This is a genomic window from Pseudidiomarina planktonica (assembly GCF_900177775.1).
Taxonomy (GTDB): Bacteria; Pseudomonadota; Gammaproteobacteria; order Enterobacterales; family Alteromonadaceae; genus Pseudidiomarina; species Pseudidiomarina planktonica.
Genome location: NZ_FXWH01000003.1, coordinates 263,973 through 278,997 on the forward strand (window position 1 = coordinate 263,973; position 15,025 = coordinate 278,997).

Here is a 15,025-nt window from a genome sequence, read left to right on the forward strand (position 1 = left end):
ACTTCCTTAAACGCTGGCGGATTCACGTTGCTTAATACGACCCAACCAGGCTTTAAGATTAGGACTCTCATCGCCAACACGAATATCTACCACGCGGGCAAACTCCATGGTGCAGAACGCATTGATGTCAGCTGCGGTAAACCGGTCTAAACATAAATAGTCTTTGCCGGCCAAATGCTTCTCTAAAAAGCTGACAAACTTAAGCACAGTTTCACGACAAACTTCGCCCCACTCGGGAATTGGTGTCATGCGATCTTTGAAATAGCCGGTGGAATGCTGAAAGCACATGCCAGTTGGCATAAAGAAATAGAATTCAAGCCAGCGTAACCATTGCTCCACTTGCGCTTTCTCTAACGCAGTATCGCCAAGCAAAGTAGGGGCATCGGTAAAGCTTTCTTCAAAGTAACGGCAAATAGCCATAGTTTCAGCAATGCTGGTGCCATCCTCAAGCTCAAGTACCGGCACTTTTTTCATTGGATTCAGGGCTCTGAACTCAGGCGTCAGGTTATCGCCCTTGGTAAGATCCATTTCAACAAACTCAACTTTATCCAGCAGACCTTTTTCTTGCAGGAACATGCGAACCCGGCGCGGGTTCGGCGCTTTTGCCATTTCATAAATTTTCATAATGCCTCACAGCCAATGCGTAAGTTATTGTGATAAAACAGGTTGTAAAGAATCTACTCTTTGTACCAGGAAAGGTCAAAAGCAACAGTGCCACCGAACAGTGGCTTACTCCTGTTTCTTGATATCAGCTAAACTCCGGTCACTTTTTACCGATTCCGCTTCGGTTGAAACCGGGTTGCGGCGAGCGTCGGCTTTGTCGTCGTCCATTTTCACCAACAACCAACGTTCATCGTCGCCCATGTCCGTGCGAGTAAGCGCATAGCCGCCGGTAAGCTTTTCACCCTCCAGCCAAATGGTGATGTGGCCGTCATCAATCTGCTGTTCAACTGACTTACCCTCGTTGCTGTCACTCTCGGATTTCAGGTTTCTATAACTACCTCTGTCCCAAACCATCACAGTGCCACCGCCATATTCCTCGTCTGGTATGGTGCCTTCAAAATCTGCGTAGTTAAGCTTGTGGTCGTCGGTAGGAATAGCAAGGCGTTGCTCGGAAGGATCCGTTGACGGACCTTTAGGCACCACCCAGGACTTCAGCACCCCATTCACTTCAATGCGAAAGTCGTAGTGTAGGTTGGTGGCGTCGTGCTTTTGAATAACAAACGCTGGGCCCTTGTTGGCCCAGTCAAACTTGTCTTTAGCCTGCTGTTTTGAAGTTGCCATAGTGACTCCTCTCAAATCATGCGGGATTATTTATTGTTCTGGCTCCAGATTCTAAAGCGGGTAACCACGTACCAGACAAAGCCGACAATAAACATGACCAGTGGAATAACGTTTATTTCGTCACGCTGCTGATAGTCTTCTGAGGTTAGGAAAAACCAAATCAGGCCGGCCACAAACAGCAGTACGGATAACAGCCCTTGTACCTGTAAATTTTTGGCCGTGTTTTGGGTAGTAATGTTGTTTCCGCCGGGCTGGTTGCCTGGTTCCGCACTTTGCTCCGAATCGGATGACTTTACGTAACCACAGCCTGGGCAGCCGTGCTTATTATCTAATACCTGATCTTCACACTTCGGACATTTTTCAATAGCCATGGAAGTACCTCTAAGTTTTATGAATGCCAATGACTAGTAAGTGTAGAAGAAAGAAGTGGTTTGCGATAACCGAGTGGGAAGTTTGAATCAAATTGCGGAATAGCAGAAACAAAAAAGCCAGCTAAGAAGCTGGCTTTTTCGGGCAATAATGGTGCCCGGAGGCGGAACAGTAATTAGTGCTTAAGCTATTGTAATAAAATAATTTGTGTAATAACGCTTCTGTTGCGTACCCCCAATAGTACCCCCGTTCTTAAAGATATCAATATATACCTTACAAATTGTTTAATCGTATTAATTATAAATTCTAAAATCATATAATAAAAAAATTAAAAAAAATAGGCGTTTCTGTTTCTGATCTTAAAATATGCTTTATCATATTCATAGTTATTAAATGATTAAGGTGATTTATGGAAAGGTATTACAGATTATCAGAGTTGAAAATGCATTATCGAATGTCAAAAAGCACTATATATAGATGGATAAAGGAAGATAAATTTCCAAGGCCTGTAAGGTTTTCCGAAAGAATAAGTAGATGGCCTAAAAGTGAACTTGATAAATGGGAAGAAAAGAATCGTAGTAGGCAATTAAATGGATAATATATTAAGTGTTTCAAGAGATATAAATATAAGTGCGCTTATAAATGAAACTTCAGCACGTGAGGTTTTTAAAAACTGGATTGATAAATGGCATCCTAACTATGCAGTAACGTTAGTGTTTGATTCGACAAATGAAAGATTGGTCACAGCGGTAAGAAAGAATAATCTTCTTCTAAAATTCCTAAAACGACGGTTTTACGGAAAGCATTACATTAACAAGCTGCGGAAAATTAGATCTAGCCGTGTATCTCCTGCAATGTTCTCGTTTTTTGAAAAGCACAAGGCAGGTGGCTATCACATACATGCAGTCATGTGGGAGCCACCAAATCCAAACAAAGCTTTGGATTTGGAAATAGAAATAAAGCGCCAATGGTTTAAATTGACTAAATCGAAGAACGTAGTGGTAAAGCCCTACAAAAAGAACTTAGGTATTGGTTGGGTTGGTTACGCAACTAAGACTTTCGGCGAAAAATTAAATTACGACGATAGGTTCGAAATATATGACTGGAATCCGATTGATTGATATTCATAAAACCAAGCATCAAGGGTTAGGCTCAGGTGCTTTGATTGTCAAATTTTGTTATCATATAGATGGTAGCAATTGTGGAGTCCTGCATGAATTATAGAAATGATAAAATCATAATTGATATTGATAAAATTAATGATTCAATTGGATTTACGTTAAATAGCAATGTAATCGAATCTCTTAAAATTAAATCATCATATGAAATGAATGTTGATGGTGAGTTATTTTCAACTAACGACAAATACATATATCATATTGATAAGCCCGAGAGAGATGAGTTTTATGAGTTCGATGAATATGATGTTTTTGATTCTGATTTGAATTTTAATTATTTATTTGAAATTGGGTTAGATGGTCGAGAAATATTATTTCAATTGGCTTGTTCAAATCGGTTTAGGCATAAAAGTATAGAGTTATGATTTTATGCCTTATTATGAAACCTGATAGCTGTATTGAACAATTATTTTCTATATTTTTATAATTCCAGACCAGTTTATAAATTTACCATTCTCATCGAACTCAATGTAAGCTCTACGATTTCTTCTTCCTATTGGAAATAATTCAATCATTCCCCGAAATTCATTTTCGAGTCTATAACGATTACCATCATCATCAATGAATTGGTTATTACTAATTTCAGATAGTCCGATTTCATCCATAAACGCTTGGTTATGTTCTTCGGCTTCCCATGCTAATGCTCTACTTTTTCGTTGAGATATTCCTCGTTTAATCCCAAGAACCGCAAAAATTAGTAGTCCCCAAATAGTTATTGATACAATCCATTTGTAACCGATGCTCGCATTTTTATCTAAAAGTGCTTCTACTTGATTTAATTCGGTATATGGAACGAGAGAGTTGTAAAGCGGTAGAACAATGTGATCGGAAGACCAAACTAATATCGTATATAGGATTAACGGTTCAGCGGCGTCCATATTCGACATAAAATCGACTACAAGAGCTGCGATCACACTAAGCGAAAATGAGGTTAAAATTAAGCCTATTACCAAAGTCGGTATGCTAAATATACGAACAAGTATACTTCCTACGGGAGAACGATAGTTCCGGAATAACCATGTCCAAGACTGTACATACAGCCACAGTGCTGCAACAAATATAGCTACAGCTAATAAAAAACCACCGCTATTTTTAGATGACTTATAGATATCCCTGCCAAGGCTAAGTCCTATACCTGCCATTGCAGCCCCTGCAATTGTCTTTGGTACTGCTGATGATAATTTCATTAGACATCCTTGTTTAAATTAATTAATACACGAAAGAGTACGTAAGTTTTAATTATCTGTAAATATTTAATTCTTATGATACTTTTTCAGTTCTTTTATTGCTGAATCGTAGCGGTCGTTAATTTGTTCGCTTAACTCATCACATAAATTTTTGGCATTTAGATAATTAAACCCATCAACCATACTTAAAGAGCAGAAAAAACTTAGCAAGTTTTGTACTTTATGTACCGATTCAATTAGCAAATTATGCTTATCTTCATCGATTGGCATCTTAAAGTTTGGATCTAACTCATTGTGCAAAGCGAGATAGGTTATTAATTCGTTATGGGCTGAAGTTATATCTGATAAGAATAATTCGCCAATTTCATGCTGATTTGTACGGAGGTGTGGTTGTTCAAAAGCATGTCTAGCGTTCTTGAGAAATGCATTTGATGCATAAGTTATCGTTATAATCGATTTGGATATTATTCGGTATTCTGATAAAAGATCCTCTTGTTTTTTTGTTCTCGCCATGCCTCTAGAGCATATATTGCTAAGCTTAGAGTGTACGCGCTGAGAAAATCTGAAACCGTTACGCTATATTCTGTTTTGTTTCCAATCGCTAAAAGCAAAATAGTTATTAAGATTAAAAGCAAAGCTAGCGATAATCTATTTCGCATTTTCATTTAATTTTCCTTATTGGCGTTTAGGTGATGGCTCATAAAGTACACCTTTTGAACTACTCAGGGAAGGGCTCACAGATATGGTTCATTATTGTCGAATATATATGAACTACACGGTATAATATGAGCTAAATATTTTGAGCTAGGGGAAGTGTATGGGAATAGTTGTAGGGTATTTGCGGGTAAGCTCGGAAAAACAAAATACCGAATCGCAAAGAGCTATAATAGAAAGCAAATTCAAAGTTGAGCGCTGGTACGAAGATCATGCAACGTCAGGTGTAATAAAAGGTATAGATAGAAGAGCTCTCGGAGAGTTGCTTAACTACGTAAGAGAAGGTGATACTGTTGTTGTTTATGCAATTGATCGCCTAGGTCGCAACACAATAGATGTATTAAACACAGTAGAGAGACTCAAACTTAACGGAGTTTCTTTGGTATCGATTAGAGAGGGTTTTGATTTAACATCTGATCATGGGAAACTTCTGCTTACAATGCTCGCAGGACTTGCCGAGCTGGAGCGAAAAAATATTAAGGCGCGTCAAATGTCGGGAATTAATAGGGCAAAAGCAGAAGGGAAATCATTAGGCCGTAGAAAAACAATAGATAATAGGGCAGTTCTAATTTGGAGGAGCGAAAACAACGCTAGTATATCGATGACGGCAGAGCACTTTGGAATATCTAGTTCGTCAGTGAAAAGGGCATGTAGCTAGATAAGTTCCTTGGTTGTTACCTGAGCCTAATGTAAGTGTTTTTAATTTAGGTACAAGATACTTTACCGTTTAGAACGTTAAGATATCAAATAGATAGTTATCTCTCATTGAGTATAAGTAGTTTCCTTATGAAGAAGATTTCACGCTTTCTAAATTTACTAAAGGTAGTCGATAATCGACCAGATTTTAGCTATGTGGAAAACTTAATTAGTGGTCAGTTGTTTTTCAGAGCGCCACGAGAACTGAATGATCCGTTTGAGGTTCTTCCCATTTTCGACGATGAGGGGTTATTGTCAGCAACAGATCCTGATCTAATAACTGTTCATAAAAAAATGCTTGCACTTACCTATGGGTACTCACCACTAGAGGCAGAGATAGAACTTCTTCGACGGATTAGCTTGAGCGGTCTCCAACAATATAACGATTATCATCGAAAGCGTCTGAAAACAGCCTATTTCGATTTAATGACAGAGCGTATGGAAAACCATGGGGTATGTTGTTTTGTTGACTCAGCTAAGAGTCAGAACCCTCAGGATGATGAAAAACTTATGTGGAGTCTATACGCAAACGGGGTATCAGGTGTCAAAGTCGAATTTGACCAAGAACGACTCGTTGATAGTCTTGACACGTCTGGTTTAAGTACGTCAGAAAAATATGACGAGCTGATTGTTGCTCGAGACCATATAACTTATCAAGATAATCGACCAGTAATTGATGTTTGGGATTTTTTTTGGAGTTTATCTTTTACTAGTGATGATTTAGCCCGACAGAAACTCATGGAAGAGAAAGTGATTTCCCCTTATTTATTTACTAAATCGAAAAGTTGGGATAGAGAGAATGAGTTTAGAATTGTTGTTGAAGGTGCTGCAAATAAACTTGTACCGTTCTCGGTAGACAGTATTGAAAGCATTTCGTTTGGACAGCGCTGTGACGCTGAGGTGAGAGCTAGATTGCACGAAGCATTTAGGGATAAAACAAAGCTGTATGATGTAAAAACCTGTGAAAAAACTTATGACCTTTGTGCCATCCCTTTAAACTGAATTTCAAATAAATCCTAATCAAAAAACTGATTACATGAACGACTAGGCTGTACTCCTAAAATGTTAAAGTGCTCAAAAATCAAACTGCTCTTTCTTTAACGAAATTGAAAAATGCTACTTGAATCATTTTTCTTGCATCAGATAGTTCAGTCTTGGTTTCGTAAGCTTTCAAGCAGTCTTCGAGAATTGTAATTTTTTCGTCTATAGTCAATTTCGGTAAAATAGTACCTAGATAAAGAATATAATAATATTTTTGTTCTATTGGAGTATATGTATTGGATAACGTTTCATAATACTTAACAATACTAAAATATTCTTCGATAATTCTTGGTGCAGATTCGATGTTGAAGACTGCCGTGCCAAACAATTGATCATAATATCGGCCGAAAATTTGTTGTTTTTGGTTTGAGGCTTGATGAGGCGAACCGCTCAGGGCAAATAGTATTTGGCCGAATCTTTCCATACTAATTTTATGACGGTATGATTTTTTCTCAGTTATGCCTGTATCTCCAGACTTTCGAGAATAAATTATATCGAAATCTTCCAAATATTGTTCTAAGTGCAATTGCTCGGTACTGAGTGACTTGAGATCGACGTTAGAAATTTTATTCTGGCTGTTAGTATATTCTGCAATCCGATTTACCGTTTCTTGATCATTATCGGATGAAAATATTCTAACAAGAACTTCACTGCTACTGAGGTAGTCATCTATATTACTTTTACTATCTTTATTAAACTTATGAATAGATCTGAGAGTTTGTCCACCGTTAAGTACTTGAAATCCGGATATCTTGAGTTTTACTTTCTTTTTGGCGTTTGTATGTTGGGATTCAACTCTATGAGCAACTACGGTTAATCCGTTGTTATACATAAAGAACTTTTGAGGGTCGTTTCGAAGTGATTCTATTATGTTCTTATTGTACTTTGATTTAACGACGAAACCTCGGACATTATCAAATAGTACACTGTAGTCTAATTTTGCTTCGGATAGCACAGACAAATCTTCGATATTGTAGTCATGCCTCAGACTTTCATCCGTGCACGTAAGGCGAACAATTTCACTACTAGGGATGCGGGCAATGAACGAATTGAATGTTGATAGATTACTCTCTCTGTATACCATGAGAGCCTCAGCATCTAACATGATCGTTGCATCTATTGGTTCCGGTCTAATAGAAATTACTTGGCTTACCTCATCGAGGCCAACTGCCTGTACCTCTAAATCATAATGGTCTTTTAACTGACTGATAGCCGGATCAGTAGGTAAGACGACTTTATTTTCATTACTAACAAGGTACAGAGTAATTTTCCATGTTCTATTTTCGTTCAGAGCAGAGATTAGACCTTGGGTAAGCCGTTTAATTCTGCCGGACATGCTTGCAGTGCTTTCGTTGTATAAAGCGTTAATAAACTTGGTGGATATTACTGCGTCGTTTGATGATTGTCTTTTGTCTAGATTAAATTTTTCGCGATACTTGAAATTAAATAACTTGATCTCAGCTTCGTCCTCATCGAGATAAATGGCATCAATTCCGAAGTCATCATATTTTTTTCCTGTTTCATATTGAAGAAACTCTGAATCTGTAATGCAGTCAACAATATCCGTTATCTCTCGGAGGTTACAGAGATTCTCTAGCGCAAATATATAGAAACCTAAACGTTCCTTTTCTATGTCATTTTTCGGTGTGCTTTTCAGCGGCTTAGTGTTCTGAAGGTTCTCGAAATATTTAAGGCATTTCGTCTTTAATATTTTGAAGTCATTCAAGCTTGCCATGATATTTTTGCTCTGGTTCTGAGAATAAACTTACAATAGCATCATGTTGCAGTTGCTCAAAACGTTGAGCGATAGTTAGAGTCTTTTTAATAATTCGATAGCCTAATTTAGACTTTTTAGTTGATCTAGATAATCAGCCCAACTCTGCATCATATCGCTGCGCTCTTTAACGAAAAGAGTCCGGTTGTAAGCTCTCCCGAAGGAATCTTTAACGGTATGTGACAACTGCTGCTCTATATACTCACGTCTAACTTTTAGCTGTTCTTCAAGTAGAGTTCTAGCTGATGCTCTGAAGCCGTGAATGGATTGAACTTTTTTTGTATCATAACCAAGAGATCTAAGCGCCTTTATAACGGAAGCAGTGCTGATGTGTTTTTCGTTATGCTGCTGATTACTGAAAACAAAAGTGTTGTGCTCTGTTATAGTTTTTGCTGATTTTATAATCTCTATTGCTTGTCGACTCAGCGGTACAATGTGATCAGCGGTTAGATGTTGTCGTTCTTTTTTCTTTTCTGCTGGAATTACCCAGATACTCTTTGCTAGATCTAATTCACTCCACTCCATTGAAACAAGTTCACCTGGTCTTTGAAACACTAGTGGAGCTAGTTTAAGGGCTAAGCCAACAACAGAATTATGATTGTATGTATCGATATCGCGGAGCAATTTGCCGAATGCAATAGGCTCGATGATTGCTGGCTGATGCTTTACTTTGGAGGCGGGAACCAGTCCTCTTAAGTTTTGTGCCGGATTATGTTCAATAAATCCGTTTTGCGCAGCGTAGACAAACACTTTATCAATATCACGCCTAATTTTTCTTGCGGTTTCTAGCTTTCCCGCATCGATTAGCTTATTTACAATCTCGGCTAAATCGGCCGTTGTAATAGACTTAACGGATTTCTTACCAATGTGAGGAAGTACATAGCGAGATATGCGAGAGTTTTTCTTCACTTGGGTTGATGGAGCTAGAGTTTGTCGCTTTAGACAGTCTTGGGTGACTTTTTCAAACGTCCTCTTTGACTGTTCTTCAGATCGCGTTCTGTTAGCTATTAATACGTCTTTTGGGTCAACCCCTTGGGCTATCTGTTTTTTAGCTAAACGCACGCTTTCACGAGCTTCTGCTAGGCTTATCTCTGGATATGTTCCTATCGCCAGCGTAGCTTCTTTTTTATTTGTTGGGCGATAGTATTTGAGTCGCCAGTATCTGTAAGCTGATTTAGAAGAATTGCATTGAATGTAAAGTCCATCTCGATCATATAGGCGTCTAGCTACAACAGGTGCGCGTTTTAACTTTGTTTCGGTTAGGTTCATTTACTAGGCCGTCAACTTAGTTAGCTATTCCTTTAGAATACCCCTGGAAGTACCCCTGAAATAGGGGGATTTAGAGGAACTGAGTGAGACTATAGTAGACACGAAGGTATAAAAAAAGCCAGCATTTATGCTGGCTTTAGTATGATCAGACACTATCTGATACTTTAAGATGGTGCCCGGAGGCGGAATCGAACCACCGACACGAGGATTTTCAATCCTCTGCTCTACCGACTGAGCTATCCGGGCGTGGGGCGTATTTAACGAGTTTTTCGGATCCAAGTCAACCGCTTTTTACGTCGAAAGCGGCTGAAATGGGCCGTTTGGTCAGTTATTGCCCATGTTGAGCGTTTTTACACCTTTAAATAGGTACTGCCGGCTAAACATTTCTCGTAGAAATCTGTCCAACGAACACCTTCGCGAGGAGCCAGTAAGCCCTTACGAACCTCTTTATCGATGCATTTCTTCACGGCCTGGGCCATATACTCGGTATTGTACTGCATGGTAGCCAGTACTTTTTCTGCCGAAGTGCCAGGTACAATTTCTTCGATGTAGAAGTCGCCCGGCTCGTCGTCATGGCAGTAAATGTGTACTTCGGTTAAGCGCCCAAACAAGTTATGCATGTCGCCCATAACGTCCTGGTAAGCGCCGGTCAGGAACATGCCCACATGATACTGCTCGTCTTTTTTGAGCTTATGCATGGGAATGTTGTCGCTGATTTCGGTGCCTTCAATGTATTTGCTTAGCTTACCGTCGCTGTCGCAAGTTATATCCACTATGGTACAGCGCACTTCAGGTTTTTCGTTTAAGCGCGTTAGCGGCACTATAGGAAGCACCTGATTGATTGCCCAGGTGTCTGCCGCCGACTGGAAAATGGAGAAGTTACACAGGTACTGGCTGGCCAGCATGTCCTCTAACTCTTCCAGTTCCTGGAATACAAAGCCTTCGCGATCCAGTGACTGATGGATGTCGCTTAGAATTTGCCAGTACATGGTGTCTATTTTGGCCATTTCCGGTAGCGACAAAATACCCAGCTTAAAGGCTTCATAAGCACTGGTTTTGAACGAGGCAGCGTCGTTATAGCATTCCTGCGGGTGCAGGTCGCTAGCGTTAATTAGCTCGCGCATATTGCTAACCAGAATGTGCTCATCTTCCGCAGGGGAGATGTCGAACTTATTGCCGGTATTACGAATTTCACCAACAATATTAGTGACTACACAGCTGTGGTGGGCAGTAATGGCGCGGCCGCTTTCGCTTACCAGATTTGGGTGTGGCACTTCTTCTAAGTCACACACCTGCTTCACGCCATACACCACGTCGGCTACGTACTCTTCGGTAGAGTAGTTGCGCGAGGAATCTGTGGTTGAGCTGGTACCGTCATAATCAATACCTAAGCCACCACCGATATCCAGATATTCCAGCGGCACACCCATTTGCATCAGTTTGGCGTACAACCGCGCACCTTCAGATACCGCTTCTTTTACTTTGCGGATATCTGACAACTGGCTACCAATGTGGAAGTGCAGCAGCTTGGCGCAGTGCAGCATGTCTTCTTGTTTGAGCATTTCAATAATGTTCAGAATTTCGGTAATGCTTAAACCAAACTTAGCGCGGTCGCCGCTGGAGCCGGCCCATTTACCTGAGCTGCGCACCATCATTTTGCTGCGCAAACCAATTAATGGCTCAACATTTAGCTTCTTCGCCAGTGGAATCAGCATTTCAAGTTCACTGAGCTTTTCAATCACAATAATCATCTTGCGCTTCAGGTGGCGGCCTAATAGCGCTAGCGTTAAGTAATCTTCGTCTTTGTAGCCGTTCAGAATGGTCAGTGCGTTCGGGTTCTCGTTGTACGCCATAACTGCCATCAGCTCTGGCTTAGAGCCTGCTTCCAAGCCGTAGTTGTACGGTTCGCCGGCATCCATGATTTCTTCAACCACTTCCCGCATCTGGTTTACTTTAATCGGGAATACGCCCACATATTTGCCATCGTATTTGGCGTCTTCAATAGTGTTCTGAAAGGTTTCGTTCAGAATTTCAACTTGCGAGCGCAGAATATCGTGAAAGCGAATTACTGCCGGGAATTGAATACCTTCGGCAATAATTTCATCAATCACTTCTTTCATGTCTATAGTGACATCTGGCAGGCGATGATTCGGCGCAATTTGAATGCTGCCATTATCGCCTATTGAGAAGTAACCAGCGCCCCAACGGTTGACGCCGTAAAGTTCTTCAGCGTCGTCAATCGTCCAGTTGTCTGCCATTAGCGAGATCCTTTTTCATTCATGATTATCAGTAGTTCGCGCACAATTTTGGCGGCGAAAACATCCGAGTTACCGGTTGGGTCAATTTTTGGTGAAAGCTCTACTACGTCGGCACCCACCAGATTTTTGTGGCGCAGAATTTTTAACAGGCTAACGTAGGAGTGAAAATCTTCACCGCCTGGCTCAGGGGTACCTGTACCGGGTAAAAATGCCGGGTCAAAGTAGTCCAAATCCAGGGTCAGATAAATAGGGCGGTCATCGGCAATGGCAGCCACACTTTCCAGAAAGTCTTTGCGTGAGGTGCGCACTGTGCCGTTTTCTTTCATCCACTGGTATTCTTCGCGAGTACCAGAGCGAATACCGTATTGAATAAGTTGATGATCAGGCCCGAAATGATCCACCACGCGACGAATAATAGACGCATGCGAGAAGTGATAACCTAAGAAACCGTCACGTAAATCGGCGTGGGCATCCAGATGCAACAACACCATGTCCGGATATTGTTCCAGATAGGTTTTAATTGGCGCATACGAAATAGAATGCTCGCCACCTAAGGTAAGCACCCGAATTTTATTCTTCGCGATATCGTTGGTGGCGAATATCTGCTGGAAGTCATCAGTTGCCCGTTGCCACTGCTGTTCAACGTCGGCGGTGTCACCTAATTGCAAATTACCCAGGTCGTAGAATGGCTGATCGTGTAAATCCGCATCTAAATATGGTGAGTAGGATTCAATATCTTCAGATACTGAACGCAAACCATCAGGGCCGTCCTTGGTGCCTTTGCGGAAACAGGCGGTACCATCAAAGCCAAAGCCGATGATATGGGTGCGGTTGGCATGCAATGCACGCTCGTCTTCTGCACCAAAAAAAGGACGTACCGGTACTTGTGTTGAAACCGGCAATTTTGCAACTTTAGTCAAGGTCATTCACCTCCAGAGGGAATTTTAGTAAAGAATTTTAGGCGCTAGCATTACTAGCGTAAAATAAAGGCCGCATTATCGGCCTAAATACGAACATTTACCATCTTCAGGCCACGTTTGTGACTGAATTTTTTGCACTCAGTTCAGCATCGCCGTTTTTCTTCACCGGATTAAATACCCGATGCTGAATATGAACCAGATTCGGATCGAGCGGTTTGTCTATTTGCCAAGTATCCGGCAGCGGTGTGGCTACGGCTTTATTGCCCTGAATACCCGACATCACCAGAGTTTCACCTTGCAGCGCAAGCTCAATAGCATAAACCCCTAGCTGTGCGGCCAGAATACGGTCTGCCGCGGCAGGTGAACCACCCCGTTGAATATGGCCCAGCAAACAGGGGCGGCAAGGTAAGTGATATTCAGCTTCTAACTGCTCAGCCAGTGCCACGGCTCCACCTGGCCATTGGTGTTCGCTTAGCACCATCACATAGCTACTTTCACCACGAACTTTTTTCACGCGTTCAATATGCTTAACCAGCGCCGCTATAGTTAGCGGCTTTTCGCGTTGTAGCTCTGGCAAAATCATACGTTCGGCGCCGCTTGCCATAGTGCTGCTTAGCCCAATAAAGCCAGCCTCGCGGCCCATTACTTCCACAATAAATACGCGGTCCATGGCCTCGGCGGTATCACGGATTTTATCGAGGGCGTCCATGGCAATAGACACTGCGGTGGCAAAACCAATAGTGGCGTCGGTGCCGTACAGGTCATTATCAATAGTGCCGGGTACGCCAATGATTTGGCCGTTCCAGTGGTGAGACAAATGTTCCGCACCACGGAAGGAACCGTCACCACCAATAACCACTAACGCATCAATATCATTGTTCTGTAGATTTTCCGCGGCCTTCTTTGCGGCTTCGTCGGTTTTAAATTCCGGACAACGGGCACTTTTAATAATGGTGCCTGAGTATTGCAAAATATGGAGCACGTCTTGTGCCACTAGTGGCACTGCGTCGTTTTCGAGTAATCCTTTATAGCCGTGACGAAACGCTAATACCTGCAAACCATAATGTTCTGCTGCCAGTACTACGGCGCGTAGCGCAGCGTTCATTCCCGGGGCATCGCCGCCACTGGTTAATACCGCTATTTTTTTTATCTCGTGTGCAGACACGGCACGTACTCCTTCTGGTTTATGTCTGGTAAGCTTATCTAACTTATCAACTTTGACAAGTGAGCAGGCCCCAGATGACGAATATATCCAATACAAAGCCTATTTATGTTGCTGCCGCTGACATTCATGAGTGGGCGCGTGCCTGTGCTCAAAGTGTTGGTGCTGATGCTGGTGTAGCGCAGCACATAGCGACTTATTTGCTTGAGGGCGACTTACTGGGCTTTCGCACCCATGGGTTATTGCGCCTGCGCTACAACCTGGAGTGTTTACGCGATGGTCGTAGCCGTGCTTCCGGCGAGCCACTGGTATTAAAGGACCGAAAAGCCGTGGCCAGTTGGGACGCGCAGTTATTACCAGGTTTGTACGTGTTGCCTAAGGCGATTGATGCGGCTTGTGATAAAGCGAAATCCTGCGGCACCGGCACTATTGTGATTCGCCGCGCGCAGCATGTGGCGTCACTGGCTGCCTATTTAAGCTTGGCTACCGACCGTGGCTTTATGATTTCCATGTTTGCCAGCACCCCGGGACAACGTGCAGTAGCTCCGTTTGGCAGCAAGCAGGCCGTGTTCTCACCTAACCCTTTTGCCATTGGCGTTCCTACACAAACCCAGCCCATTTTGCTGGATATGAGTTTGTCTATGACGGCGGCAGGCAAAGTGCGTCAGGCTATTGCCGAAGAACGGCCGTTGCCGTTCGCTGGTTTAATTACGCCAGGCGGCGAGTACACCAACGACGCGACGACCTTCCTGGCGGATCCGCCCAGCGTGCTGGCTAGTTTAGGTGGTAAAGACCTGGGCTATAAAGGCTCGGGGTTAACCCTGTTCAGTGAGTTGTGGACTATGGCGCTTAGCAACTACGGACGCCGTCAGGGCAGTGAAGACGGCGACGCCAATACGGTTTGGTTGCAGGTGTTAGACCCGTCAGCCTTTGGTGATCAGGAAGAATTCTTAACTGAAAGTCAGGCGCAACTGGATGCTATTTTGGCTGCAACGCCAATTGATGCTAACCAGCCGGTTCGGGTTCCGGGCAGCAATGCGATTGCTCTGAAAAAGCAGCAGCTGGCCGAAGGTGTTAGTTATACGCCGGCGGTGTGGCGGCAGTTGGAAAAATGCGCAGTAATGTGTGGCGTAGATTTACCAGAAGTTATTTCGAAGCCTTAATTAGCAGGCG

The 15,025-nt window shown here is 42.4% G+C and carries 16 protein-coding genes and 1 tRNA gene; 6 read left to right on the forward strand and 11 right to left on the reverse strand.

Annotated elements, in window-relative coordinates:
• Nucleotides 1–6: 6 nt before the first annotated feature.
• From CCE91_RS11340 to CCE91_RS11350, 3 genes are all read right to left on the reverse strand, one after another.
• A complete protein-coding gene (locus CCE91_RS11340; RefSeq protein ID WP_086435409.1) occupies nt 7–624 on the reverse strand; it encodes a glutathione S-transferase family protein in 618 nt (205 codons plus the stop codon).
• A 105-nt stretch (nt 625–729) separates the two neighbouring features.
• Nucleotides 730–1,284: a DNA polymerase ligase N-terminal domain-containing protein gene (locus tag CCE91_RS11345; protein WP_086435410.1), complete on the reverse strand. Its 555-nt coding sequence runs from the start codon at nt 1,282–1,284 to the stop codon at nt 730–732.
• Nucleotides 1,285–1,310: 26 nt separating this feature from the next.
• Entirely contained in the window at nt 1,311–1,655 is a 345-nt protein-coding gene (locus CCE91_RS11350; RefSeq protein ID WP_086435411.1) for a hypothetical protein, read from the reverse strand.
• A gap of 407 nt (nt 1,656–2,062) precedes the next feature.
• Here CCE91_RS11350 and CCE91_RS12415 point away from each other — a divergent pair, with 407 nt between their 5' ends.
• The 3 genes from CCE91_RS12415 (at nt 2,063) to CCE91_RS11365 (ending at nt 3,196) form a co-directional block, all read left to right on the forward strand.
• Nucleotides 2,063–2,251, forward strand: a complete 189-nt coding sequence (locus CCE91_RS12415; protein WP_086435412.1) for a helix-turn-helix transcriptional regulator — start codon at nt 2,063–2,065, stop codon at nt 2,249–2,251.
• Entirely contained in the window at nt 2,244–2,774 is a 531-nt protein-coding gene (locus CCE91_RS11360) for a hypothetical protein (RefSeq protein ID WP_086435413.1), read from the forward strand. The genes CCE91_RS12415 and CCE91_RS11360 overlap by 8 nt, the downstream gene beginning before the upstream one ends.
• Before the next feature lie 92 nt (nt 2,775–2,866).
• Nucleotides 2,867–3,196 carry a hypothetical protein gene (locus CCE91_RS11365; RefSeq protein WP_086435414.1) on the forward strand — a complete coding sequence of 110 codons (330 nt, stop codon included), beginning with the start codon at nt 2,867–2,869 and terminating at the stop codon, nt 3,194–3,196.
• A 48-nt stretch (nt 3,197–3,244) separates the two neighbouring features.
• Here CCE91_RS11365 and CCE91_RS11370 read toward each other — a convergent pair whose 3' ends face one another.
• Nucleotides 3,245–4,018 carry a hypothetical protein gene (locus CCE91_RS11370; RefSeq protein WP_086435415.1) on the reverse strand — a complete coding sequence of 258 codons (774 nt, stop codon included), beginning with the start codon at nt 4,016–4,018 and terminating at the stop codon, nt 3,245–3,247.
• 66 nt (nt 4,019–4,084) lie between these two features.
• Nucleotides 4,085–4,531 (reverse strand): hypothetical protein, encoded by a 447-nt coding sequence (locus CCE91_RS12240; protein WP_126797218.1) that lies wholly within the window; start codon nt 4,529–4,531, stop codon nt 4,085–4,087.
• A gap of 304 nt (nt 4,532–4,835) precedes the next feature.
• On the opposite strand from CCE91_RS12240, the gene CCE91_RS11385 reads away from it, so the two are divergent.
• Together CCE91_RS11385 and CCE91_RS11390 are read left to right on the forward strand one after the other, a co-directional pair.
• Nucleotides 4,836–5,390 carry a recombinase family protein gene (locus CCE91_RS11385; RefSeq protein WP_086435418.1) on the forward strand — a complete coding sequence of 185 codons (555 nt, stop codon included), beginning with the start codon at nt 4,836–4,838 and terminating at the stop codon, nt 5,388–5,390.
• 128 nt (nt 5,391–5,518) lie between these two features.
• On the forward strand, nt 5,519–6,430 hold the full coding sequence (locus CCE91_RS11390) for a DUF2971 domain-containing protein (protein WP_086435419.1): 912 nt from the start codon (nt 5,519–5,521) through the stop codon (nt 6,428–6,430).
• Between the two features lie 79 nt (nt 6,431–6,509).
• On the opposite strand, the gene CCE91_RS11395 is transcribed toward CCE91_RS11390, so the two are convergent.
• The 6 genes from CCE91_RS11395 to CCE91_RS11420 all read right to left on the reverse strand — a co-directional run bounded on the left by CCE91_RS11395 (nt 6,510) and on the right by CCE91_RS11420 (nt 13,855).
• Nucleotides 6,510–8,204 (reverse strand): AIPR family protein, encoded by a 1,695-nt coding sequence (locus CCE91_RS11395; protein WP_086435420.1) that lies wholly within the window; start codon nt 8,202–8,204, stop codon nt 6,510–6,512.
• A gap of 102 nt (nt 8,205–8,306) precedes the next feature.
• Nucleotides 8,307–9,512, reverse strand: a complete 1,206-nt coding sequence (locus tag CCE91_RS11400; protein WP_086435421.1) for a tyrosine-type recombinase/integrase — start codon at nt 9,510–9,512, stop codon at nt 8,307–8,309.
• Between the two features lie 170 nt (nt 9,513–9,682).
• Nucleotides 9,683–9,758: transfer RNA gene (locus CCE91_RS11405), tRNA-Phe, on the reverse strand.
• Nucleotides 9,759–9,862: 104 nt separating this feature from the next.
• The gene (gene speA, locus CCE91_RS11410) at nt 9,863–11,770 is read right to left on the reverse strand and encodes a biosynthetic arginine decarboxylase (RefSeq protein WP_086435422.1); all 1,908 of its coding nucleotides are present in this window, start codon (nt 11,768–11,770) and stop codon (nt 9,863–9,865) included.
• Nucleotides 11,770–12,696 carry an agmatinase gene (gene speB / locus CCE91_RS11415; RefSeq protein WP_086435423.1) on the reverse strand — a complete coding sequence of 309 codons (927 nt, stop codon included), beginning with the start codon at nt 12,694–12,696 and terminating at the stop codon, nt 11,770–11,772. The genes speA and speB overlap by 1 nt, the downstream gene beginning before the upstream one ends.
• Before the next feature lie 100 nt (nt 12,697–12,796).
• Entirely contained in the window at nt 12,797–13,855 is a 1,059-nt protein-coding gene (locus tag CCE91_RS11420; protein ID WP_268802174.1) for an ATP-dependent 6-phosphofructokinase, read from the reverse strand.
• Nucleotides 13,856–13,929: 74 nt separating this feature from the next.
• Here CCE91_RS11420 and CCE91_RS11425 point away from each other — a divergent pair, with 74 nt between their 5' ends.
• A complete protein-coding gene (locus CCE91_RS11425; protein ID WP_086435424.1) occupies nt 13,930–15,015 on the forward strand; it encodes an Ldh family oxidoreductase in 1,086 nt (361 codons plus the stop codon).
• Nucleotides 15,016–15,025 lie beyond the last annotated feature (10 nt).